This is a genomic window from Rhizobium sp. CB3171 (genome assembly GCF_029714265.1).
Taxonomy (GTDB): domain Bacteria; phylum Pseudomonadota; class Alphaproteobacteria; order Rhizobiales; family Rhizobiaceae; genus Rhizobium.
Window position 1 is genome coordinate 3,012,903 of record NZ_CP121652.1, and the last position, 22,330, is coordinate 3,035,232.

22 protein-coding genes, 1 tRNA gene and 1 pseudogene are annotated in these 22,330 nt (G+C 60.5%); 14 read left to right on the plus strand and 10 right to left on the minus strand.

The genetic code is table 11. The annotated features are described in order from the left end of the window. Nucleotides 1-139: 139 nt before the first annotated feature. The 3 genes from cobT to QA648_RS14665 form a co-directional block, all read right to left on the minus strand. The gene (cobT, locus tag QA648_RS14655) at nt 140-2,032 is read right to left on the minus strand and encodes a cobaltochelatase subunit CobT (protein WP_283047707.1); all 1,893 of its coding nucleotides are present in this window, start codon (nt 2,030-2,032) and stop codon (nt 140-142) included. Nucleotides 2,033-2,050: 18 nt separating this feature from the next. Then, entirely contained in the window at nt 2,051-3,040 is a 990-nt protein-coding gene (gene cobS, locus QA648_RS14660; RefSeq protein ID WP_104824541.1) for a cobaltochelatase subunit CobS, read from the minus strand. A gap of 309 nt (nt 3,041-3,349) precedes the next feature. Beyond that, complete coding sequence (locus QA648_RS14665) at nt 3,350-3,970, minus strand: J domain-containing protein (protein WP_104824542.1); 621 nt, start codon at nt 3,968-3,970, stop codon at nt 3,350-3,352. Nucleotides 3,971-4,075: 105 nt separating this feature from the next. On the opposite strand from QA648_RS14665, the gene QA648_RS14670 reads away from it, so the two are divergent. Further along, nucleotides 4,076-4,363 carry a BolA family protein gene (locus QA648_RS14670; RefSeq protein ID WP_104824543.1) on the plus strand — a complete coding sequence of 96 codons (288 nt, stop codon included), beginning with the start codon at nt 4,076-4,078 and terminating at the stop codon, nt 4,361-4,363. A 4-nt stretch (nt 4,364-4,367) separates the two neighbouring features. Here QA648_RS14670 and QA648_RS14675 read toward each other — a convergent pair whose 3' ends face one another. Genes QA648_RS14675 through QA648_RS14685 form a run of 3 tightly spaced genes read right to left on the minus strand, consistent with a single transcriptional unit; the run spans nt 4,368 to nt 7,395 of the window. Further along, a complete protein-coding gene (locus tag QA648_RS14675; protein WP_104824544.1) occupies nt 4,368-5,678 on the minus strand; it encodes an HlyC/CorC family transporter in 1,311 nt (436 codons plus the stop codon). Beyond that, nucleotides 5,675-6,808, minus strand: a complete 1,134-nt coding sequence (aroB, locus tag QA648_RS14680; protein ID WP_283047711.1) for a 3-dehydroquinate synthase — start codon at nt 6,806-6,808, stop codon at nt 5,675-5,677. Before aroB ends, QA648_RS14675 begins: the two co-directional genes overlap by 4 nt. Then, nucleotides 6,805-7,395, minus strand: coding sequence for a shikimate kinase (locus QA648_RS14685; protein WP_283047712.1), 591 nt, complete (start codon nt 7,393-7,395; stop codon nt 6,805-6,807). Before QA648_RS14685 ends, aroB begins: the two co-directional genes overlap by 4 nt. Nucleotides 7,396-7,555: 160 nt before the next feature. Here QA648_RS14685 and QA648_RS14690 point away from each other — a divergent pair, with 160 nt between their 5' ends. From QA648_RS14690 to QA648_RS14710, 5 genes are all read left to right on the plus strand, one after another. Then, nucleotides 7,556-7,723, plus strand: a complete 168-nt coding sequence (locus QA648_RS14690; RefSeq protein ID WP_028754795.1) for a hypothetical protein — start codon at nt 7,556-7,558, stop codon at nt 7,721-7,723. A 14-nt stretch (nt 7,724-7,737) separates the two neighbouring features. Further along, a complete protein-coding gene (gene xerD, locus QA648_RS14695; RefSeq protein ID WP_283047714.1) occupies nt 7,738-8,694 on the plus strand; it encodes a site-specific tyrosine recombinase XerD in 957 nt (318 codons plus the stop codon). 63 nt (nt 8,695-8,757) lie between these two features. Next, nucleotides 8,758-9,711, plus strand: coding sequence for an acetyl-CoA carboxylase carboxyltransferase subunit alpha (locus tag QA648_RS14700; RefSeq protein WP_104824547.1), 954 nt, complete (start codon nt 8,758-8,760; stop codon nt 9,709-9,711). A 231-nt stretch (nt 9,712-9,942) separates the two neighbouring features. After that, nucleotides 9,943-11,220, plus strand: coding sequence for a murein L,D-transpeptidase family protein (locus QA648_RS14705; protein ID WP_283047717.1), 1,278 nt, complete (start codon nt 9,943-9,945; stop codon nt 11,218-11,220). Then, nucleotides 11,213-11,446, plus strand: coding sequence for a sulfurtransferase TusA family protein (locus QA648_RS14710; protein ID WP_283047718.1), 234 nt, complete (start codon nt 11,213-11,215; stop codon nt 11,444-11,446). Before QA648_RS14705 ends, QA648_RS14710 begins: the two co-directional genes overlap by 8 nt. A gap of 221 nt (nt 11,447-11,667) precedes the next feature. On the opposite strand, the gene QA648_RS14715 is transcribed toward QA648_RS14710, so the two are convergent. Together QA648_RS14715 and QA648_RS14720 are read right to left on the minus strand one after the other, a co-directional pair. Further along, entirely contained in the window at nt 11,668-12,855 is a 1,188-nt protein-coding gene (locus QA648_RS14715; RefSeq protein WP_283047719.1) for a GTP-binding protein, read from the minus strand. A 13-nt stretch (nt 12,856-12,868) separates the two neighbouring features. Further along, nucleotides 12,869-13,987, minus strand: a complete 1,119-nt coding sequence (locus tag QA648_RS14720) for a D-alanyl-D-alanine carboxypeptidase family protein (RefSeq protein ID WP_283051349.1) — start codon at nt 13,985-13,987, stop codon at nt 12,869-12,871. Nucleotides 13,988-14,252: 265 nt separating this feature from the next. On the opposite strand from QA648_RS14720, the gene QA648_RS14725 reads away from it, so the two are divergent. From QA648_RS14725 to QA648_RS14745, 5 genes and pseudogenes are all read left to right on the plus strand, one after another. Beyond that, a complete protein-coding gene (locus QA648_RS14725) occupies nt 14,253-15,413 on the plus strand; it encodes a M20 aminoacylase family protein (RefSeq protein ID WP_283047722.1) in 1,161 nt (386 codons plus the stop codon). Nucleotides 15,414-15,531: 118 nt separating this feature from the next. Beyond that, a tRNA-Arg gene (locus QA648_RS14730) sits at nt 15,532-15,608 on the plus strand. A gap of 594 nt (nt 15,609-16,202) precedes the next feature. Then, a pseudogene (locus QA648_RS14735) lies at nt 16,203-16,453 on the plus strand (BrnT family toxin). Then, nucleotides 16,447-16,761: a BrnA antitoxin family protein gene (locus tag QA648_RS14740; protein ID WP_283047723.1), complete on the plus strand. Its 315-nt coding sequence runs from the start codon at nt 16,447-16,449 to the stop codon at nt 16,759-16,761. Before QA648_RS14735 ends, QA648_RS14740 begins: the two are co-directional and overlap by 7 nt. Nucleotides 16,762-16,854: 93 nt before the next feature. Beyond that, entirely contained in the window at nt 16,855-17,355 is a 501-nt protein-coding gene (locus tag QA648_RS14745) for a flagellar protein FlaR (protein ID WP_283047725.1), read from the plus strand. Nucleotides 17,356-17,405: 50 nt separating this feature from the next. Here QA648_RS14745 and QA648_RS14750 read toward each other — a convergent pair whose 3' ends face one another. Continuing rightward, nucleotides 17,406-17,672, minus strand: coding sequence for a BON domain-containing protein (locus QA648_RS14750; protein ID WP_283047727.1), 267 nt, complete (start codon nt 17,670-17,672; stop codon nt 17,406-17,408). A 205-nt stretch (nt 17,673-17,877) separates the two neighbouring features. On the opposite strand from QA648_RS14750, the gene dxr reads away from it, so the two are divergent. The 3 genes from dxr (at nt 17,878) to QA648_RS14765 (ending at nt 20,814) form a co-directional block, all read left to right on the plus strand. Continuing rightward, the gene (gene dxr / locus QA648_RS14755; protein ID WP_283047728.1) at nt 17,878-19,071 is read left to right on the plus strand and encodes a 1-deoxy-D-xylulose-5-phosphate reductoisomerase; all 1,194 of its coding nucleotides are present in this window, start codon (nt 17,878-17,880) and stop codon (nt 19,069-19,071) included. A 38-nt stretch (nt 19,072-19,109) separates the two neighbouring features. Then, entirely contained in the window at nt 19,110-20,024 is a 915-nt protein-coding gene (locus tag QA648_RS14760) for a pyridoxal-phosphate dependent enzyme (protein WP_283047730.1), read from the plus strand. A gap of 160 nt (nt 20,025-20,184) precedes the next feature. Further along, nucleotides 20,185-20,814: a LysE family translocator gene (locus QA648_RS14765; protein WP_283047732.1), complete on the plus strand. Its 630-nt coding sequence runs from the start codon at nt 20,185-20,187 to the stop codon at nt 20,812-20,814. Between the two features lie 129 nt (nt 20,815-20,943). Here QA648_RS14765 and hemA read toward each other — a convergent pair whose 3' ends face one another. Further along, entirely contained in the window at nt 20,944-22,155 is a 1,212-nt protein-coding gene (gene hemA, locus QA648_RS14770) for a 5-aminolevulinate synthase (RefSeq protein WP_104825237.1), read from the minus strand. Between the last annotated feature and the right edge of the window lie 175 nt (nt 22,156-22,330).

Sequence of the window (22,330 nt, forward strand, 5' to 3'; positions counted from 1 at the left end):
TAGCGGTTTTCCGTCCGGAATTGCGTGAAAACAAAGAGATGGAGCAGTTCAGCGATTCCGTGAAGCGATGAACAGCTCTAGGCGGAAAATCGGCGGAAGCACCGGCCGGAAGGCCGATACAGGTTGGACTATAGGCTGTTCAGCTTGCGCGACGCATACGCGGCAGGCTGGCCTGATCCTCAAACAGCGACGCGAGCTGTTCGGTCATGGCGCCAGCCAACTCGTCGGCATCGACGATCGTCACGGCGCGGCGATAATAGCGCGTGACATCATGGCCAATGCCGATTGCCAGCAGCTCCACGGGCGACCGCGTCTCGATCTGCTCGATCACGGCGCGCAGGTGCCGCTCCAGATAGTTGCCCGGATTAACCGACAGCGTCGAATCATCGACCGGCGCGCCGTCCGAGATCATCATCAGGATGCGGCGCTGCTCGCGGCGGCCGAGCAGGCGGTTATGGGCCCAGATCAGCGCCTCGCCGTCGATATTTTCCTTGAGCAGGCCTTCGCGCATCATCAGGCCGAGATTGGTTCTCGCCCGTCGGTAGGGCTCGTCGGCCGATTTGTAGATGATGTGGCGGAGATCGTTGAGCCGGCCGGGCGTCTGCGGCTTGCCGCCGGCGAGCCATTTCTCACGTGCCTGTCCGCCCTTCCAGGCCTTGGTGGTAAAGCCGAGGATTTCGACCTTGACGCCACAGCGTTCCAGCGTGCGCGCCAGAATATCAGCGCAGGTCGCGGCGACGGTAATCGGCCGGCCGCGCATCGAACCGGAATTGTCGATCAGCAGAGTCACGACCGTATCGCGGAATTGCGTGTCGCGCTCCATCTTGAAGGAGAGCGCCTGCATCGGATCGATGATCAGGCGCGTCAGGCGCGCCGGATCGAGATAGCCCTCTTCCAGGTCGAAATCCCAGGCGCGGTTCTGCTGCGCCATCAACCGGCGCTGCAGGCGGTTCGCCAGCCGCCCTACGGCGCCCTGAAGATGCGCGAGCTGCTTGTCGAGGAAGGCACGCAGGCGCTCGAGCTCCACCGTGTCGCAGAGTTCCTGCGCCGTGGTCGTCTCGTCGAACTCCTCGGTGAAGACGTGGTAGTCGACCTTTTCGTTGAAGTCGGCGAAGGGCGTATTCGGACGGCGGGTCTCTCCCGGAGTCTCCGAATCCTCTTCGCCCTCTTCGCTCATGTCGTCGTCGGAGATTTCGGCGCCATCCATCTCGCCGTCGTCCATCTGCTCATCGGAAGCTTCGCTGTCCTCGGCGGGCGCGGAGTCGGAACCGTCGTCGCTCTCGACGTCCTGATCATCCTGATCTTCGCCGCTCGGCTTGTCCTCCTCGGCAGACTCCTCATCGGAATCCGGCTCCATGTCCTCGTCGCCGTATTCCTCGGCCATGTCCATGGCCGTGAGCATATTGCGGACGACGCGGGCGAAGCTCTGCTGGTCGTTGATGGCAGAAAGCAGATTGTCGAGTTCGCCGCCGGTCTTGTCCTCGATGAAAGGACGCCAGAGGTCGAGCACCTTGCCGGCGCTTTCCGGCGGCCGCTGACCCGTCAGCTTCTCGCGCACGATCATCGCCATGGCCTCGCCGATCGGCGCGTCTTCCTGCCGCTCGATACCGGAGAAATTCGCCTTGGCGTATTTCTCCGAATTCATCGAATTGAGGTTCGCGGCCATGCCACTCATGCGCAGCGCGCCGATCGATTCCACGCGCGCCTGTTCGACAGCGTCGAAGATGGAGCGCGCCTCGGCGCCCTGCGGCGCCATGGTGGCGTGGACGCGGGCGTCGTGGCAGGCAAGCCTCAGCGCCATGGAATCGCCAAGGCCGCGCGTCACCGCCAGCTCATGCACCGTCGGCCGCTTCGAAAGCTCCGGCAGGCGAATGCGCTCGCCCGTCATCCCCGGGCGTTCGTTGGCGAAGGCCACTTCGACCTCGGCATCGCCGGCGATCGAGCGCACACAGCCGGTAATCGCCCGACGCAACGGCTCCATGTCCACCGGAGCGCCCGGCTTCGCTTTGGAATTGTCTCCGCGACCTGCCATGACTTGCTGGCTCTTCTCTTAGGCTTCGAGCACGATGTTGGCGGCGCTTTCCTTCAGCTCGACGCCGAAAGCGCGCTGATATTGCTCGGCGACCAGCGGCCGCTCCAGCTCATCGCACTTGTTGAGGAAGGTCACACGGAAGGCAAAGGCGACATCGCCGAAGATTTCCGCATTTTCCGCCCAGGTGATGACCGTACGCGGGCTCATGACGGTGGAAAGATCGCCGTTCATGAAGGCCGCGCGGGTCAAATCGGCGACGCGCACCATCTTGGACACGGTATCGCGTCCTTTCTCCGTGCGGAAAGACTTTACCTTCGCCAGTACGATATCGACTTCGTTGTTGTGCGGCAGGTAGTTCAGCGTCGTCACGATCGACCAGCGGTCCATCTGCGCCTGGTTGATCTGCTGCGTGCCGTGATAGAGGCCGGTCGTATCGCCGAGACCGATGGTGTTGGCGGTCGCAAACAGGCGGAAGGCCGGGTGAGGACGGATAACACGGCTCTGGTCGAGCAGCGTCAGGCGGCCGGACGATTCCAGCACGCGCTGGATGACGAACATGACATCCGGGCGGCCGGCATCGTATTCGTCGAAGACGAGCGCGACATTGTGCTGATAGGCCCAGGGCAGAATGCCGTCCTTGAATTCGGTGACCTGCAGGCCGTCCTTGACGACGATGGCATCCTTGCCGACGAGGTCGATACGGCTGACATGGCTGTCGAGGTTGATACGCACGCACGGCCAGTTGAGGCGGGCTGCGACTTGCTCGATATGCGAGGACTTGCCGGTGCCGTGATAGCCGGAGATCATCACGCGGCGGTTATGGGCAAAGCCGGCGAGGATGGCGAGCGTCGTCTCGCGATCGAACAGATAGTCGGTATCGAGGTCGGGCACATAGGCATCGCCCTTGCTGTACGCCGGAACGCGGATATCGGAATCGATTCCAAAGACTTCACGGACCGAAACGGTAGTGTCGGGAAGCTCGGAAATATCAAGGTCAATCTTGCTCATCATGTCTCCAAGGCGGGCGACTGTCACCCAGCCATATCAATCTCAGCTTTTTTCATCCGTGACGCCGCAGCTTATTGTCCGCATCCGTCCGTTCGGGACATCGGCGATACTTCTCCGGGACTGAAGCGAAACCTCGGCGCGATGAAATGATCGCTTACGAGCATTCTGGAACTGAGTCCCGGACAAGAAACGCCGCGCCCGGAAAGTTGGCCGAGGTGCAGCCAGCCAAAAGCGCACCTTGCCGCAGTCGCCTGCGGCCTCAGCCGATTTGGACCATACCTGATTGAAGACGGAGAGCAAGGACAGGAATTAACAAAAACCGTTTTGCTTCAACAATTGATAGGCCTGAATGACCGCGCGAAACCGTTCCTCCGAGCCGCGATCGCCGCCGTTGGCGTCCGGATGGTGCTTTTTCACCAGCTCCTTGTAACGGCTCTTGATCTCGGCGCTTGTGGCATTGGCACCCAGCCCCATCGTGTCGAAGGCTTTCGCCTCGAGCGTCTTCAACTTGCGCTCCTGGGGGAAGCGCGGACCGCGTCCCTGCCCCTGCCCGTCCTTGACGAAACCGAAGGGATCGCGAACGCGGGAATAGGAACCGGAGCGGATGTCGGATTGCAGCGGGCTGTTGCGCGCCGACTTGTTGACGCCGACGGTCCAGGTCGGGCGATGACCGGTGATGGCTTCCTTCTGGTAACGCGCGATCTCACCGTCCGAGAGGCCGGAGAAATAATTGTAGCCCTTGTTGTAATCTTTGACGTGCTCGAAGCAGAACAAAAAGAACTGCCCTTCCGCATTGCGCCCGACCGGCGCACGATGCGTACCCTTTTTGTCGCAGCCGTCCCATTGGCACGTCGGCGGAGCCTGTTCGGCCTCCGGCTCGCGCTTGCGGCGGGTTCGAATGCGATCGAAATATTTTGAATCGAGTCTCATGGCGCCCTAATTATGGGGCCTCAGCCACCCCACAACAAGAATTGACAAATGGGAATGTTGCAGGCTTTGTGAAACCTTTTTCGCGAACGAGGTGACGGCGGGAATATGGAAACGACGCTTCAATCCCGCATTGAGAAAAAGCTCAACGACGCCTTCGCGCCCGAGCGTCTCGCTGTCATTAACGAAAGCCATATGCATGCCGGCCATCAGCCCGATATGACCGGAACGGGCGAAACTCATATAAGGGTTCGCATCGTCTCCGCCAAGTTCGCCGGCATGACACGCCTTGCCCGCCATAGGGCAATAACCGAGCTTTTGAAGCCGGAACTCGATGCCGGCCTCCATGCCCTGGCCGTGGAGCCGGCAGCACCGGGCGAAGCGGTGCGGTGGTAACCAGCTACTCCGGCTTCCCCTCTTCCGTTTCCGCTGGCCTGATCCTGATCTTGGTGATGCGGTTCTTCTCCCGCTTCATGACGATGAAGCGCTTGCCGTAGAAGGTGAACGCCTGGCGCTCTTCCGGAATGGTCATTGATTCGTGAATGACGAGGCCGGCGATCGTCGTTGCCTCCTCGTCCGGCAGATCCCAATCGAGGGCGCGGTTCAGATCGCGAATCGGCACGACGCCATCGACGACGATCGAACCATCGGCCTCCTGCCGCACGCCCTGAATATCGAGATCGTGCTCGTCGGCAATATCGCCGACGATCTCCTCCAGAATATCCTCCAGGGTGACGATGCCCTGCACTTCGCCATATTCGTCGACGACGACGGCGAAATGCTGCTTGCGGCGCAAGAAGGCATTGAGCTGATCTTCAAGATTGGTGCTGTCGGGCACGAACCAGGGCTTCTGGGCGATCTTGACGATATCGAGGTTTTCCGGCTCGACATTCCGCTCCGCCAGCGCCCTCAACAGATCCTTGGCGTGCACGACGCCGATGATATTGTCGATCGTACCGCGCCAGAGCGGCATGCGCGTGTAGGGGCTGTCGAGAATGGCCCGCACCACGACTTCCGGCGGATCGTCGGCATTGATGGCGCGCATTGCCGTGCGATGGACCATGATGTCGGAGAGCTCCAGCTCGCCGAGATCGAGCACACCGCCCAGCCGGTCGCGGTCCGCCTTGACCACCGAACCCTCGCGATGCAGCAGATCGACGGCGCCGCGCAGCTCGTCATACGCCGACAGCATTGACACTTCCCTGGAGAGATTGACGCCAAAGATGCTTAGGATCTGACGCACGATGGCGTTGACGACGCTCGACACCGGCCCGACGACGATGACGAAGAGACGTATCGCACCGGCGACATTCAGCGCGAAGCGGTCCGGCGTCGCTATGGCCCAGCTCTTCGGCAGAACCTCGGCGAAAATGACGAGGATGACCGTCATGGCGGCGGTGGCGATCGCTACGCCGGAGTTGCCGAACAGGCCGAGGAACAAGCTGGTCGCAAGCGACGACGACAGAATGTTGGCGAGATTGTTGCCGATCAGCAGCGCGCCGATCAACCGGTCGCGACGCTCGATCAGCAGCCGCACGATGCCGGCGCGGCTGTCGCCGTTGGCTTCCAACGTGTGGATGCGACTACGCGAAGCCGCCGTCAGCGCCGTCTCCGAGCCGGCGAAAAAGGCCGAAAGCAGCACCAGCGCGATGATCGAGATGATCTCGGGCCAATATTCCCACAGAACAGCCAGGGTGCTTTCGACCGTCATTGCGGATGTTTTTCCCTTAGGAAACTGAGAACTTCGGAGGAAGGAACGTCATCGGCGACGAAGGATTGCCCGATGCCGCGGGTCAGGATGAAGGTTAGCTCGCCGCTCTTGACCTTCTTGTCCTGGGCGATCGCGTCCATCAGTACCTCGGCCGGCGGCAGCTCGCCCGGAATGTCGCCCATCCGCGTCGGCAGGCCGACCGCCTTCAGGTGCGTCTCGACTCGGTTCGCGTCGTCGGGGCTCGCCAGATTGAGGCGCGAAGAAAACTCGTGCGCCAGCACCATGCCGATCGAAACACCCTCGCCATGCACCAGCCGCCGGCTGTCATAGGCGGTGGCCGCCTCCAACGCATGGCCAAAGGTGTGGCCGAGATTGAGCAGCGCCCGCGGACCGTTTTCGCGCTCGTCGGCAACGACGACGTCGGATTTTGCCTGGCAGCTCGCAGCAATCGCCTCTATTCGCGCCTCGCCGCCGGAGAACACCTCTTTCCAGTTGGCCTCCAGCCAGGCGAAGAAATCCGGCTTGTCGATCAGGCCGTATTTGGCAACCTCGGCATAGCCAGCGCGGAATTCGCGTTCGCTGAGCGTATTCAGCACGTCGGTGTCGGCGAGCACGAGATCGGGCTGGTGGAAGACGCCGACAAGGTTCTTGCCGTGATGGGTGTTGATGCCGGTCTTGCCGCCGACAGAAGAATCCACCTGCGACAGCAGCGATGTCGGCACCTGCACGAAACGAACGCCGCGGCGCACGATGCCGGCAGCAAAGCCGGCGAGATCGCCGATCACGCCGCCACCAAGCGCGATGACGGCATCGTTGCGCTCGACACGGGCGGTCAGCACGGCATCGCAGACGGCCATCAGATGCTCGAAGCTCTTGGTCTTCTCGCCGGCCGGCAGCACCAGCTTCGACGGCTGAATACCGGCTTCTTGAAGGCTCGCAATCAGGGCATCGAGATAGAGCGGCGCGACATTTTCGTCCGTAATGACAGCCGCTCTGCGGCCCTTCAGCCTTGCTGCGATTTCCTTGCCGGCGCGCGCAATCAGGCCAGGGCCGATCAGAATGTCATAGGCGCGCTCGCCGAGGGGCACGCGGACGAGACGCTCGGCCGATGCCGATGGGATCGCATTCATGGTGTCTTGCTTTCTTCTTTCCCCTCGACGATGGCAGCAAGGACTTCCTTGACCATGACTTCCTTGCCCACATCGCGGGACAAAACCGTGAGATCGGCTTCCGCATAGATCGGATAGCGCGCATTCATCAGCTTTTCGAGGGTCTGCTTCGGATTTTCGGTTTTAAGCAGCGGTCGCGTATCGCGCTTGTTGACCCGCTCCCAGAGCACGTCGAGATCGGCCTTCAGCCAGACCGACAGGCCGCTGCGTTTGACGTGCCGGCGCGTGCGGTCGTTGATGAAGGCGCCGCCGCCGGTGGAAACGACGCGAGGGCCGCCCTTAAGCAGCCGCTTGATCACCCGCGTCTCCAGCGCCCGGAATTCGTCTTCGCCGTAGGCCTCGAACAGCTCGGCGATCGTCATGCGCGACACGCGCTCGATCTCGATATCCGTATCGACGAAGGGAATGCCGAGCTGATGCGCGACCAGCCGGCCGACCGAGGATTTTCCGGCCCCCATCAACCCGACGAGGACAAGATTGCGCGTACCCAATGCGGCACGCGCTCTGTCTCTAAGGCTTTCTGCAAGAGTCAGTACTTGTTCACTCATCGGCCCATTCACAATTTGTTTGGAAACGGTATCGTCAAATGCGCCTGTAGCGTCAAGACGCCGCAACATAAACATGTCTGCAATATCCTTCGGCTAACGCTTGTCGGATATGATTACAGTATAGCGTCGGACCAATGATTGGGACGAGGAGAGTTTCTGAATGCCGACCCTGTTTCGCTTCCTTGTCATCTGTGCGGTGATCGCCGGATCGGTCTATGGAGCAATGTGGGCCCTTGTGCTCTTCGTCGATCCGCAGCCGCGTGATGTGACGATCCGCATACCGTCTGAGCGCGTCAACCCGCCGGCGACCGGTTCGGTGAAGCCGTGAGCGCGGAGTTTGCCGTGAAGGACCTGGGCCGCGTCCATATGGAAGCCTTCCTCGAAATGATGAGCGCCGAACGCGGCGCGGCGGTCAACACGCTGCAGTCCTACGAGCGCGACCTCGACGATCTCCATTCCTTTTTGTCCGAGCGCAATGTCCGCCTGACGGAAGCGACATCGAACGATCTCGGCGCCTATCTCTCCGGTCTTTCCCGCCAGGGCTTCAAGCCTTCGTCGCAGGCCCGCCGCCTGTCGGCCATGCGCCAGTTCTATAAATTTCTCTATGCCGAGGGTCTGCGCACCGATGATCCCACCGGCATTCTCGACGCGCCGAAAAAAGGCCGCGCCCTGCCGAAGACCATGGGTGTCGACGAGGTGACGCGCCTTCTCGCCCAAGCCGAACACGAAGCTGCCGTCGAAGGTCCCGATCAATTGCAGCGTCTGCGCATGCTGGTTCTGCTGGAGCTGCTCTATGCCACCGGCATGCGCGTCAGCGAACTCGTTTCCCTGCCGGCGAAAGTCCTGGACCAGGAAGGGCGCTTCCTGATGATCCGCGGCAAGGGCAACAAGGAGCGGCTGGTGCCGCTGTCGCAATCGGCGATCGCTGCGCTGAAGACCTATGGCCGCCGACAGGCGCTGGAGGCGGCAAAGGCCAAGCAGCCCGCTCCAGAAAGCCCATGGCTCTTCCCCGCGGCCTCCAAGCAGGGCTATCTGCCGCGCCAGGTCTTTGCGCGGGATTTGAAGGATCTTGCCATTCGCGCCGGGCTGACGCCCTCGTTGATCTCACCGCATGTCATGCGCCATGCCTTCGCCAGCCACTTGCTCGCCAATGGCGCGGACCTCCGTGTGGTGCAGGAACTTCTTGGCCATTCCGACATTTCGACCACACAAATCTACACACATGTGCTGGAAGAACGGCTTCACCAACTGGTGCAAACGCATCACCCCCTTGCCAAACAGGCCAAAAAACGGGAATAGGACCGGCACACAGGCTATACGTGCCGTCTCTCGTCACGGGCAAAAGGATCGGAAACGCACCTCATGCACAATTATCTCGACTTCGAAAAACCCATCTCGGATCTCGAAGGCAAGATTCACGAGCTGAAGAAACTGGCAAGCGAAGACGAGAGCATCGATACGTCCGACGAAGTCGGCCGGCTCGAAATTCGCGTCCGCGAAGCCATGGCCGATATCTATTCGAAGCTCAATGCCTGGCAGAAGACGCAGGTCGCCCGTCATCCGCAGCGCCCGCATTTCGTCGATTATGCCGGCGCGCTGTTTACGGAATTCACGCCGCTCGCCGGCGACCGCAAGTTTTCCGAGGATGCCGCCATCCAAGCGGGCTTTGCCCGTTTCCGCGGCCAGCCGATCGCCATCATCGGCCAGGAAAAGGGCAATGACACCAAGACGCGCCTGAAGCACAATTTCGGCAGCGCCCGTCCCGAGGGCTACCGCAAGGCGATCCGCATCCTGGAAATGGCCGATCGCTTCGGATTGCCGGTTGTTACCCTGGTCGACACGGCCGGCGCCTATCCCGGCGTCGGCGCCGAAGAGCGCGGCCAGGCGGAAGCAATTGCCCGCTCCACGGAAATGTGCCTGGGCGTCAAGGTGCCGATCATCTCGGTCGTCATCGGCGAAGGCGGGTCGGGCGGCGCAATCGCGATTGCCACCGGCAACCGCGTCTATATGCTCGAACATTCGATCTACAGCGTGATTTCACCCGAAGGTGCCGCCTCGATCCTCTGGCGCGATTCCACCCGTGCCAAGGAAGCCGCCACCAATATGAAAATCACGGCCGAGGATCTGAGGGGGCTCGGCATCATCGATGGCATTATCCCCGAACCGCTCGGCGGCGCGCATCGCGATCCGCAGACCGTGATTGCGGCGACGGGCGACATGATTTCCAACGCGCTCGGCGAACTTTCCAGCCGTTCGGGCGAACAATTGCGCAGCGACCGCCGCCAGAAATTCCTCAATATGGGTCGCAATCTCTAACTTCAGTTAGAGACTCGTGATCTCTCAAAACGGGAATGAGGCCAAATCTTGGCCACATTCTTGTTATCGAAACGCTTATGACAAAGAAAAGCTTGCGGCCATGCCGCGGGCGCGTCATAGGCTGGTAAGGAATTGTCAAGTATAAGCCGTCTATGATTCTGTTTCATGTTTCGATTGGGGGCGGCGAAACAGATCGTGCAGCCGCTCTTCGTGTCTATGGGCTAAGTCAGAATGCGCTTCCGTCACCTCGCCTATGTTTCCCTGATGGCGCTGGCTCTCGCCGGCTGTAACGACACGCTGGAATCCGCGTCGGTCGATCTGTCGACGGTGAAAAACAAGGTCGAGCAGCCGCTTCCGAGCCACATCCTTGCCGACATGACGAAAAAGGGCATGGACCGCAATTCGCCGATCATGATCCGCATCTTCAAGGAAGAAGGCGTGATGGAGATCCTCAAGGCGAACCAGAGCAATCGCTTCGAGGTCATCGCCGATTACAAGATCTGCGCCTGGTCTGGCCGTCTTGGCCCGAAGGTGAAGGAAGGCGACCGGCAAGCGCCGGAAGGCTTCTACATGCTGACGCCGGCCAACCTCAATCCGAATTCCAAATATTATCTCGCCATCAACACCGGTTTTCCGAACCGTTATGACGCGGCCAATGGACGCAGCGGCGCCAATCTGATGATCCATGGCGCCTGCTCGTCATCGGGCTGCTATTCGATGACCGACCAGCAGGTGCTGGAAATCTATGCCTTCGCGCGCGACGCGTTCAAAGGCGGCCAGAAGGCGATCCAACTCGAGGCCTTCCCCTTCCGCATGACCGCGGAAAACATGGTCAAGCATCGCCTCAGCCCCAATATCGAATTCTGGAAGATGCTGAAGGTCGGCTACGACAATTTCGAAGTGACGAAGCGTCCGCCGGAAGTTGAGGTCTGCGAGAAGAAATACGTCTTCAACCAGCAGGCCACCGGCCCCTTCAACGCCGGTGGCAAATGCCCCGTCATGACCACCCCGCCGGCCCTGCAGACCGCGCTGCTGAGCCACGACAAGCAGTATGACGCCGACTACAGCGCCGCTCTGAAGAAATATGACGGCATGGCCTGGTATGACCCGACCGAAGCCGAACGCAAGGCTATCGTCGCCAAGCAGCGCAAGGGCCACGATCTCGCCTATGCCCCGACCGGCACCGCGCTTGCGGCCGGCAAGATGATGAAAGTGGCCGATCTGGAGACGATGATGTCCAATCAGTCGGCACAGCAGGTTGCCCGCGGCACCACCGTCGCCAATCCGACGACCGCAAGCATCCGCGTGGCCGGTAACGGCCTTGCCGCGCAGCCGGCGGCTCCGGCCGGCGGCCCCGTGGTCGCCACGGCCGTGCCGGTGAACGTGCCGATCCCGACGGCAAACCCCATGGTCAATCCGCTCGCCTATGCACCCCCGCCCGTCGAAACCGCACAGACCGAGCCGGCCAAGAAGCCGCCCTTCTGGAAGTTCTGGGCCAAGAGTGAATAGCCCGACCAACGCGGTTTACGATCTGCGCGGGCTGAAATGCCCGTATCCGGCGATCAAAACGGAAAAGCGCCTGCGCGGCATGTCGAGCGGCGCGGTTTTGACGGTGGAGACGACGGACCCGCTTGCTGTTATCGACATTCCCCATCTCTGCAACGAGCAAGGCCATACCTTGCTCACAAGCGAGAAGACCGACAGCGGTCATCGCTTCATTATTCGCAAGGGTTGATCGTTCGCAGTCAGGGCCATCCTCGTGGTTCGAGGGTCGCCCTTCGACAAGCTCAGGCCTCCCACCTCACCATGAGGATGGGGGGAGTCCGGCTTTCCTTGGGCACACCTGACACTGCACTCTGATTATGGGCGGCAATGCCCACAGATCAGGCTCACCCTGAGGTGGCCCACAGGGGCCTCGAAGGGCGAGGCGGGTTGCTTGATCTCATCGGGGTGAAACTAAAATCGCATCCCCGGTACGGCCAGCGGATTGTCCTGAAGTGCGGCGCGATCCGGCGTATCGACGCGTGGCTTGCTCAGGAACGCGTCGAACAAGCCCTTCACGAAATCTTCGGGCAGATCCTTGGTGATGATCACCATGCGCGTGCGCCGGTCTTCGGGATTGGGCCAGGCGGGCAGGCGCACCGGCGGGTGGAAGATATTCTGCACGCCATGCAGCACGACCGGACGCTCCGGCCTGTCGGACATGGCAACGATCGCCTTCATCCGCAGCAGCTTTTCGCCATGCGCGGAACGTAGGAGGTCGATGAACATTTCCAGCGCGATCGGATCGATCGGTTGGCTCTCGACGATCGAGAAAGAGCGGATCGACTCGTCGTGACGGTTCACATTATGGGCGTGCTGATGCCGATGGCCATGATGATGGTGGCCATGGTGGTGATGGCCGTGCCCCTCGTGATGATGGTGGTCGTGCTCATGGTCGTGATGATGATCATGGTCATCATCGGCCTCAAGCTCGTCTCGCAGCCAACGGCCAACGTCGGCGATCTTGGAGGCCGGATCGTAAAGGCCGTTGACGAGAATGGCGGCGCGGCCCGCTTCTTCGCTGTCGGCGTTCAAGATCTGCGCCCGCGGATTGAGCGCCCGCAACCGGCTCTCCAGCATGTCGACGGAAGCAGCGCCTTCCAGGCCGGTCTTGGAGACGATCAGCCGGTCGGCGACCGCCACCTGCTTGCGCGCCTCTTCGTGGTTGTCGAGCGTCTGCAAGCCATTGACCGCATCGACGATGGTGATCACGCCATCCAGATCGAAATTGGCGGCGATGATCGGATTGCCCATGATCGACTGCATCACCGGCGCCGGATCGGCAAGGCCGGTCGTTTCGACGACGACGCGCTTCAGCGGGCGGATCCGGCCGGTCTGCATGGCGTCCATCAGATTGGCGAGCGTATCCACCAGCTCGCCGCGCACCGTGCAGCAGAGGCAGCCATCGGAGAGCTCGATGATGGAATCGCCGGAGCTTTCGACCAGCAGGTGGTCGATGCCGACATCGCCGAATTCGTTGATGATGACTGCGGCGTCCCGCATCTCCGGATCCTTGAGGATGCGGTTCAGCAATGTCGATTTACCGGCTCCGAGAAAACCGGTCAGGATCGAAACCGGCACCCTCTCCTGCGGAACGCTCATGGTTCAGGTCCGATCAGTAAGTGGGACGCGGCATGGGAATGGGTATGCCGGTGACATCGCCCGTGGCGGCAATCTTGTCGCCCTTCACGGCCTTATCGCCCTTTGCCGTCACATCGTCCTTGTCGCCCTTGCTCGCGGTCGCAACGTCCTGACCGCCGATCAGGCCGGCATAGACGAAATTCGGCTCGTGATCCATTTCATGGATGTAGGGCGACTGCACCTTCGTGCGGCCGGTGGGATCGCGGGTTTCGCTTCGATGTTGTGCGCCCTTGGCGCTGCAAATATCGGCGGTGATGTCGGCAACTTCGTCTTGGCCCGTTCCATAGGGCTGCAGGCTCGCCAGCGTGTCCCGCCCGGAGAACTGGTTCTCAAAACCCTTTTCCAGGAAATTGGCGGAATCATCGGCGCGTGCGGCAAGGCTGTCGGTGCCGAGAACGACGGAGACCAGCGTGCGGCCGTTGCGGGTGGCCGAGGCGATCTGGTTGAAGCCGGAAGCGCATATGAAGCCGGTCTTCATGCCGTCGGCGCCATCGAAGCGGCCGATGAGCATGTTGATGTTCTGCACCTGCTTGACGCCGTTGGTGAAGCCTTCCAGCGAGAAATAGCCGGCATATTGCGGGAACTCGCGGCGTAGTGCCACGCTGACAACGGCAAGATCGCGCGCCGTCGTGTACTGACCCTTGCCGGGCAGGCCGTTGGGATTGATGAAATGCGTGTCACGCATTCCGAGGCGGACGGCTTCCGCATTCATGCGCGCGACGAAGCCCGGCTCAGAACCGCCAACCGTCTCGGCGATCGCCATGGCAAGGTCATTGGCGGATTTGATCAGCATCATCTTCAGCGCATTGTCGAGCGTCAGCTTCTGCCCCGGCTTGAAATACATCTTCGCCGGCGGCTGCGAAGACGAAAGCTTCGACATGACGACGGGCGTGTCGAGCGTGACCTGGCCGGACTGGAGGGCGCGGAAAGCGACATAGACCGTCATCAGCTTGGTCAGCGAGGCCGGGTACCACTTGCGGAAGGCGTCTTCATGATCGAGCACGCGGCCGGTGCTGACATCGACGAGAATATGCGGATTGGCCTCGGCCACATGCGCAGTCGACAGGAAAAGCATGGATGCGGCTGCGGCCATGGGAACCAGCCGCAGGGCGGCATACAAACGATTCTGCTTCGTCAGCACGGTCTATCCTTCAGAAGTCCGGAATTTTCTCGAAAGCTCCCCCTATTTAACCTATATGGCTAAGAGAAGGCAAAGGCGATTGACGAGTTTATTGCCAGCCGATCACAGCCTTGTGATCACATGTGCTGCATCAAAAAGTGCGATGTGATGTGGAGGACTGTGTGCCGGATGAAATTGCTAGACCCGAATCCGATATTGAGCAGCAGGAAAAATCAGCATGCCGATTTTGAACAGAGCCGCCGAACTCCAGGACGAAGTGACGGAATGGCGCCGCTATATCCATACAAGGCCTGAGCTCATGTATGCGGTGGAAAACACCGCCGCCTTCGTCGCCGAAAAGCTCAAGGCATTCGGCGTCGACGAAATCGTCACCGGCATCGGCCGTACCGGCGTCGTCGGCCTTATTCGCGGCAAAGGCGAAGGCCGCACCGTCGGCCTGCGCGCCGACATGGACGCGCTGCCGCTCACCGAAATCACCGGCAAGCCCTGGGCTTCCGAGACACCCGGCAAGATGCATGCCTGCGGCCATGACGGCCACACCGCCATGCTGCTGGGCGCCGCGAAATATCTCGCCGAGACCCGCAATTTCAACGGCAACATCGCCGTGATCTTCCAGCCGGCCGAAGAAGGCGGCGCCGGCGGCGACGCCATGGTCAAGGACGGCATGATGGAGCGCTTCCGCATCGAGGAAATCTACGGCATGCACAATCTGCCGGGCCTGCCGGTCGGCCAGTTCGCCATCCGCAAGGGCGCGATCATGGCGGCGACCGACGAATTCACCGTCACGATCAAGGGCCGCGGCGGCCACGCCGCCATGCCGCACACGACGATCGACCCCATCGCCATCGGCGCGCAGATCATCACCAACCTGCAGCTCATCGCCTCACGCAGCGCCAATCCGCTGAAATCGGTGGTCGTCTCCGTCACCAAGTTCAACGCCGGCAACGCGTATAATGTCATTCCGAACGATGCCAGCTTCGTCGGCACCGTGCGCACGCTCGACGCCGAGATCCGCGATCTTGCTGAGCAGCGCTTCCGCCAGATCGTCAGCGGCATTGCCGCCAGCCACGATGCCGAAGCGGATATCCAGTTCCACCGCAACTATCCGGTCACCGTCAATCACGCCGACGAGACCGAGCACGCGATTGCCGCCGCACGCGACATCGCCGGCGCTGCCAATGTCATCCCCAACATCGATCCCATGATGGGCGGCGAGGATTTTTCCTACATGCTGAACGCCCGCCCCGGCGCCTTCATCTTCGTCGGCAACGGCGACACCGCCGGCCTGCACAACCCGGCCTACGACTTCAACGACGAAGCCATCGCCCACGGCATCTCCTATTGGGTCCGCCTCGCCGAACAGCGCCTGAACGCCTGAGACGCCACCCTCTTTCCGTGCGCCTGACCATGGCGCACGGACAAGCAAAAGCAGATTGCCTCCAGGACGTAAAAGGGCTTGGCTTCAGGCCCTTGCTTTTGTATGGATCAATGTCAGTGGTCCCGTAGCTCAGCAGGATAGAGCATCAGATTCCTAATCTGAGGGTCACGCGTTCGAATCGCGTCGGGATCACCATTGATTTTCAAAGGCTTAGGTTCATTCCGGCTCCTCGCTTTGAACGGTGACAACCCTCGCTTCCACTTTGTTCACCCTGTCGACGACAGCATCACGATCGAGCGTCATCAAATTAGATTCATTAGCAATTCGCCCAACAGTTGAAAGAGCAATTCAAAGAACGCTGCGGGTGAGTATGCGGCGGGCCAGCTAACCACGAAACCAACAAATCCAAGCGCGATGGCAGCAACCAGACCATGCTTTTCCCAACCATATGCCGCACCTATGCCTATAGCGATAGCAGTTATTGCGAACGCCCAGATGCACCGAAAGACGATCGTCAAAATTCTTAGCATTCTGTCCCTCAGCGTCTGCGGCTTGTAAGAATCATTGAGAATAAGAGCGGCAGCGCTGGAAATGTGGTTATGCTGAAGACAAACGGCAACCTCCCGATATCGCCATCGCCGCCACTCCAAGATAGGCACGCACATCCCACAATCCGTTCGCCTGACTCGCTTGGAGCGGCTTATGAGTGCATCGTCAGGTGCATGGTTATTCTATTTTCCGTGTACGAATATTCTAGCTGCCTGTTGAATTTCCGTGTACGAAAATCATGTGGAGATTATCTGGGACGAGCTGAAGCGCGAAACAAACTTGGCCAAGCATGGCCTGGACTTCGCCGATCTCGATATTGAATTCTTTGCAGGTTCTATCGTCGTTCCCGCGAATGATGGCGCTCCATGGCCATCGGTGAATTGGACGGGCAAATCGTTGCAGCCGTCGTATTCAAGCCGCTTGGCTCAGAAGCCATCTCGGTCATTTCGATGCGCCCCGCAAGCCGCAAGGAAAGGAAGCTCTTATGGTGACGAAGTTCTCTTCGCGGCGCCCTCTAAATGAGAGAGAAGAAGCCGAAATTCAAAAGATGATCGCGTCCGATCCAGATGCTCCAGAAGCAACGGATGAGCAACTTGCTCAGGCGAAACCCTTCGCAGAAGCCTTTCCGGATCTGATGGGAAGCATCAAGCGCGCCAGAGGGCGGCCAAAAATGGATGCACCGAAAGTCGCCGTCACCCTGCGAATAGATCCGGATGTCCTTGAGCAATTCCAGTCCAAGGGAAAGGATTGGCGAAGTGATATGACGCAGGCGCTACGCAAGGCTGCTGGGCTCAAATAAGCCTCATCTCGAACCTGGGGCCCCTGCAAAAACGACCACAGCAGCCTTTGCCTCGATGCCCTGTCGGGTTATCTTTCGCCCATGACGCGGGTGATGGTGATCGGCAATGCGGGCGGCGGAAAGTCGACGATGTGCAGGGCATTGAGCGCTGCACATGCATTGCCTTATTTCGCAATCGACAAGATTCAGTGGAAACCGAATTGGGTCCAGACGCCCAAGTTGGAATTTGCGGCATCTCATGAAGCCTTGCTTTCGCAAGAACGGTGGCTGATTGATGGCTACGGGCCGTGGGAATCCGTTGAACGTCGCATGGATGTGGCCGATACGATTGTTTTCGTGGATCACCCGATATGGATTCATTACTGGTGGGCCACCAAACGCCAGGTGAAGTCTTTATTCCGTGGCCGCCCGGACGGACCTGACGGATGCCCGATGTTTCCGGTTACCATTCGTCTCTTCAACATGATGTGGTGGCTGCATCGGGAAATGCGTCCAAAACTGCTCGCCGCAATCGAAGCTCACCGCGGCCACGCACGGATCATCCACATTCGATCACCGAAAGAGCTTGCTGAGTTCGCTGCCAACCCAAGATAGGCAGCAGCGCGTCCCCCAACCCTGTTGTCGGAAGGTGGGTGCCCTGACCCTCACCCCACCAAAATCCTATTCCTTACCAGCCTCACCCCCGGCACGGCCTCTGCCACCACAGTCGCCCGCTCGATTTCCTGGGGTGTTGCCGCGGTTCCGTCCAAGCGGATCTCCTGGCCGACGGCGGTCACGGTGACGTCGGAGGCGTCGAGGCCGCCCGCGACGGCAAGCGCATCGGCGACGGTGGATTCCAGTGCCGAGCGTTTGGCGTTTTCGCTTTCTACTTCAGGCCTTACGCCGTGAAACGTAGCCGCTTTAAAAACCATTTTTGCCCTTCTCCTGCGCCTCTGCCGGATGGGAAACGCGGTATCTGCGTATTGGTTCATTAGCCGCCCGAAAATTGCCGCTAAAGCCAGAAATTTCAGCAGGGAGGGACCGGGGGAGGCACTCGCCAATATAGCTGCGGACTTGCCGCCTCCCGCGATCCCCTGTAGAGCCATGGGCGATTACAGCAATATTCGGACACTTGGAATGACAACCGGGAGCAAGGCGCCGCGCCGCCTGACGATATTGGGTTCGACCGGCTCGATCGGGCAAAACACGCTCGACGTCATCGCCCAATTGGGCGGGCGCGAGGCGTTCGATATCGCCGCAATCACCGGGCACGACAATATCGATCTCCTGGCGAGCCAGGCGAAAGCCTGTGGCGCCGCTCTCGCCGTCACGGCCAATGAAGACCGGTATCAGGCTCTGAAGGATGCGCTTGCCGGCACCGGCATTGCCGTGGCCGCCGGCAGAAACGCTCTCATCGAGGCCGCCTCCATTCCATCCGACTGGGTGATGGCGGCGATTGTCGGCACCGCCGGCCTTGCGCCGACGCTTGCGGCCGCGCACCGCGGCGCCGATATCGCGCTTGCCAACAAGGAATGCCTGGTCTCCGCCGGCGAACTCTTCGTCCGTGCCGTCAGCGAAGGCGGCGGCCGGCTGATCCCGGTGGACAGCGAACACAGCGCGATTTTCCAGGCGCTCGAGGACGACCAGCAGCATGCGGTCGAGCGTATCATCCTGACCGCCTCGGGCGGTCCCTTCCGCACATGGTCGCGCGACGAGATGGCCAATGTCACGGCAGCGACCGCGCGCGCGCATCCGAACTGGTCCATGGGCCTGAAGATCTCCATCGGCAGCGCCTCGATGTTCAACAAGGCGCTGGAGATGATCGAGGCCAAACATCTGTTCAATGTCGGCCCGGATCAGATCGAGGTTATCGTCCATCCGCAATCCATCGTCCATTCGATGGTCGGCTATACCGACGGCTCGGTGCTGGCGCAGCTCGGCTGTCCGGACATGCGCACGGCGATCGGCTATGCGCTGACCTATCCGTCCCGAACAAAACTCAATGTCGACCGGCTGGATTTTGCGAAACTGGCCCGGTTGGATTTCGAAGCGCCGGACGAGGTTCGTTTCCCCGCACTGCGTCTTGCCCGCACCGCACTGCAACGCGGCGGGCTGCAGGGCGCCGTCATGAATGCCGCCGAGGAGATTGCCTTCCAAGCCTTCGTGGACGAACGCATCGGCTTCCTCGAAATGGCCGATATTGCCGAAGCGGTCATGGACCAGATGATCGGCATCGGCAGCGCCGAAACGATGGATGCAGTCTTTGCCGCCGATGAGGAGGCACGCAACCGCGCCAGCGCCCTTGTTGCCCAGCGCGACAAGGCAGCCTAACATCCTCGCCAACAGCGCTTTTGCGGAGAGATCACTCCATGGCACTTCACCTCGAAACTCCGCTCCTCGAATCCCGCCCACTCAGCCAGGTTTCCGGATGCTCCATCTGGCTGAAGATGGATGCGCTCCAGCCGCCCGGCTCCTTCAAGATCCGTGGCATAGGGGCGGCCTGCGAACATCATGCCAGAAGCGGTAAGCGGCGCTTCGTATCCTCCTCCGGCGGCAATGCCGGCATTGCGGTGGCCTATGCCGGTCGTCGCCTTTCGATCCCCGTATCGGTCTTCGTTCCCGAAACAACGACCGAACGGGCAAAATCGTTGATCCGCCAGGAGGGCGCCGAGGTTTTCGTGCACGGGGCATCCTGGCAGGAGGCAAACGAACACGCGCTGCAGGCGGTCGACGCGGGAACGGCGTTCATCCACCCCTTCGATGATCCGCTCGTCTGGACAGGCCACGCAACGTTGATCGACGAGGTCGTCAGGGCCGGCGTGCCGTTCGACGCCGTCGTTCTTTCGGTCGGCGGCGGCGGGCTGCTGGCCGGCATTTCGGAAGGACTTGATCGTAACGGTCTTCAGCATGTTCCGATCATCGCCGCCGAAACGGAAGGCGCCGCCTCGCTCGCAGCCGCCGTGAAAGCCGGCAAACCGGTGGAATTGCCCGCTATCACCAGCATTGCGACATCATTGGGTGCACGAAAAGTCGCCGAACGCGCCTTTGAGATTACGCGGAATAGGCCGGTCGATTGCGTTGTTGTCGATGACCTAGTCGCCGTCGACGCATGCATGCGCTTCCTCGACGATCATCGCGTCCTCGTGGAGCCGGCTTGCGGCGCCGCATTGGCCGTCGCCTACGCCCATGCCGATCAGTTGGCACGCTTCGAGCGCGTGCTGATGATCGCTTGCGGCGGAGCAACCGCAACCCTCACGCAGTTGCAAGCCTGGCAAACCTCCTGATCGATGTAGCCTCTTGGGCGACGATGCTTTTCGATAGGGCCGTCATCGGCCCACGAAAGCGCCAACATGTAGGCATAAACTTACCTATTGGTTCTGGTTATTGCCATTCCTGATAATGATGCTAGAGAGGAATTCCGGCCTTACTTTCAAAGGAATCAAGATGCCGGATCTCTCAACGCTCATTGTATTCGCCGCTGCGGCGCTGGTGCTAACCGCCACGCCCGGCCCAGACATGCTTCTTATTGCTTCGCGGAGCGTCAGCCAGGGCCGATCCGCCGGCTTCCTGACCTATGCGGGTATTGCGCTCGGCACCTATTGCCACGCCCTGGCCGCAGCACTTGGCCTATCACGGCTTTTCCTGAACGTGCCAATTGCCTATGAGATCGTGCGCTGGGCGGGCTGCGCCTATCTGCTCTATCTGGCCTTCAAGACCCTACGTTCGCAGGGCCCTGCCTTCGCGCCCTCGGCCGGACTCAAACGGCTTTCGGGCCAGCGCATCTTCATCGAGGGTCTCGCGACCAATATTCTAAACCCGAAGATGGCCTTGTTCGTGCTCGCCCTGTTCCCGCAATTCGTCGATCCGAACGGCTCGATGGTCATCCAGATGGCGCTACTGGCTACCATCCTGAATGGGATCGGCTTCCTAGTAAACGGTTCCGTCATAGTGCTCGGCAGCCACATCCGAGCTCGACTCTCGGCGATCAAGCGTATTCCGAAGCTGCCGCAATATCTGCTGGCGACAGTCTTTGCCGGCCTTGCATGCCGCCTGGCCCTGGGAAGCCGCAGCTAACCTCTGCAGTATAAAAGATCATCGCGGAAATGGGCTGCACGCCGACATTTCCGCAATGAGAACCGCTTCAATTGTGCCGAAAGCCGCGCCCGTCAATCCCGGCGCGCGGCATGGTGAGAAAGTCACCTCTTACGCGACAGCTCTTGCCAGCGCACAGCGCGACCAGAGTGCATGCAGCGCGCCGACGAGATGGTCGATATCGGCGTCGGAATGCAGCGGCGTCGGCGTGATGCGCAGCCGTTCGGTCTTCTTCGGCACGGTCGGATAGTTGATCGGCTGGACGTAGACGCCCATATCAAGCAGCAGATCCGAGATCCACTTGCACTTGGCGGCATCGCCAACCAAAACCGGCACGACATGGCTCGGATTCGGCATATGCGGAATGCCTGAGGCATCGAGCTGCGCGCGCAACCGGCGAACCCGATCCTGATGGCGGGCGCGTTCGAACTGGCTGACCTTCAGGTGTCGGATCGAGGCGACTGCGCCTGCCGCCAATGCCGGCGGCAATGATGTCGTAAAGATGAAGCCGGACGCGAAGGACCGGATGAAATCGCAAAGTGCGGTCGAGGCGGCGATATAGCCGCCCATGACGCCGAAGGCCTTGCCGAGCGTGCCCTCGATCACCGTCAGCCGGTCCATCAGGCCTTCGCGTTCGGCAATGCCGCCGCCGCGTGGGCCGTACATGCCGACAGCATGCACTTCGTCGAGATAGGTCATGGCGCCGTATTTGTCGGCGAGATCGCAGATCTCCTTGATCGGAGCGATATCGCCATCCATCGAATAGACGCTCTCGAAAGCAATGAGCTTCGGCGCCTTCGGATCGGCAGCCTTCAGCTTGGCTTCGAGATCATGCAGGTCATTATGCTTCCAGATGACCTTGTCGCACTTGGCGTAGCGGATACCTTCGATCATCGAAGCGTGGTTCAGCGCGTCGGAGAAGATGATCAGGCCAGGAATCTTCGCGCCGAGCGTGCCGAGCGTCGCCCAGTTGGAAATATAGCCGGAGGTGAAGATCAGCGCCGCTTCCTTGCCGTGCAGATCGGCGAGTTCCTGCTCCAGGAGAACATGGTAGTGGTTGGTGCCAGAAATATTCCGGGTGCCTCCCGCACCCGCGCCACAGTGATCGATGGCCTCTTTCATGGCTTCGATCACCTTGGGATGCTGGCCCATGCCGAGATAGTCGTTCGAGCACCAGACGGTTACGTCCTTGGAGCCTTCGGGCGTATGCCAGGTCGCGCGCGGAAAGCTGCCGCGCTGACGCTCCAGATCGGCGAACACGCGATAGCGGCCTTCCTTGTGTAGACCGTCCAGTTCACCTTTGAAAAATGCTTCGAAATCCATCATCTGCTCCAGAACCATGCGACCGTTTTCATGATTGCCGGTCTGCACGTCAACCCCTCCGCATCGCTTTCGCACTCGCTGCGGCAAATGGCCCTTAATTTTGAACAATTCCAGACAACAATTGTCAATCACCGAGAATTGACAATCGAACCTTTCTGGAACCTCGAAGCCGGAA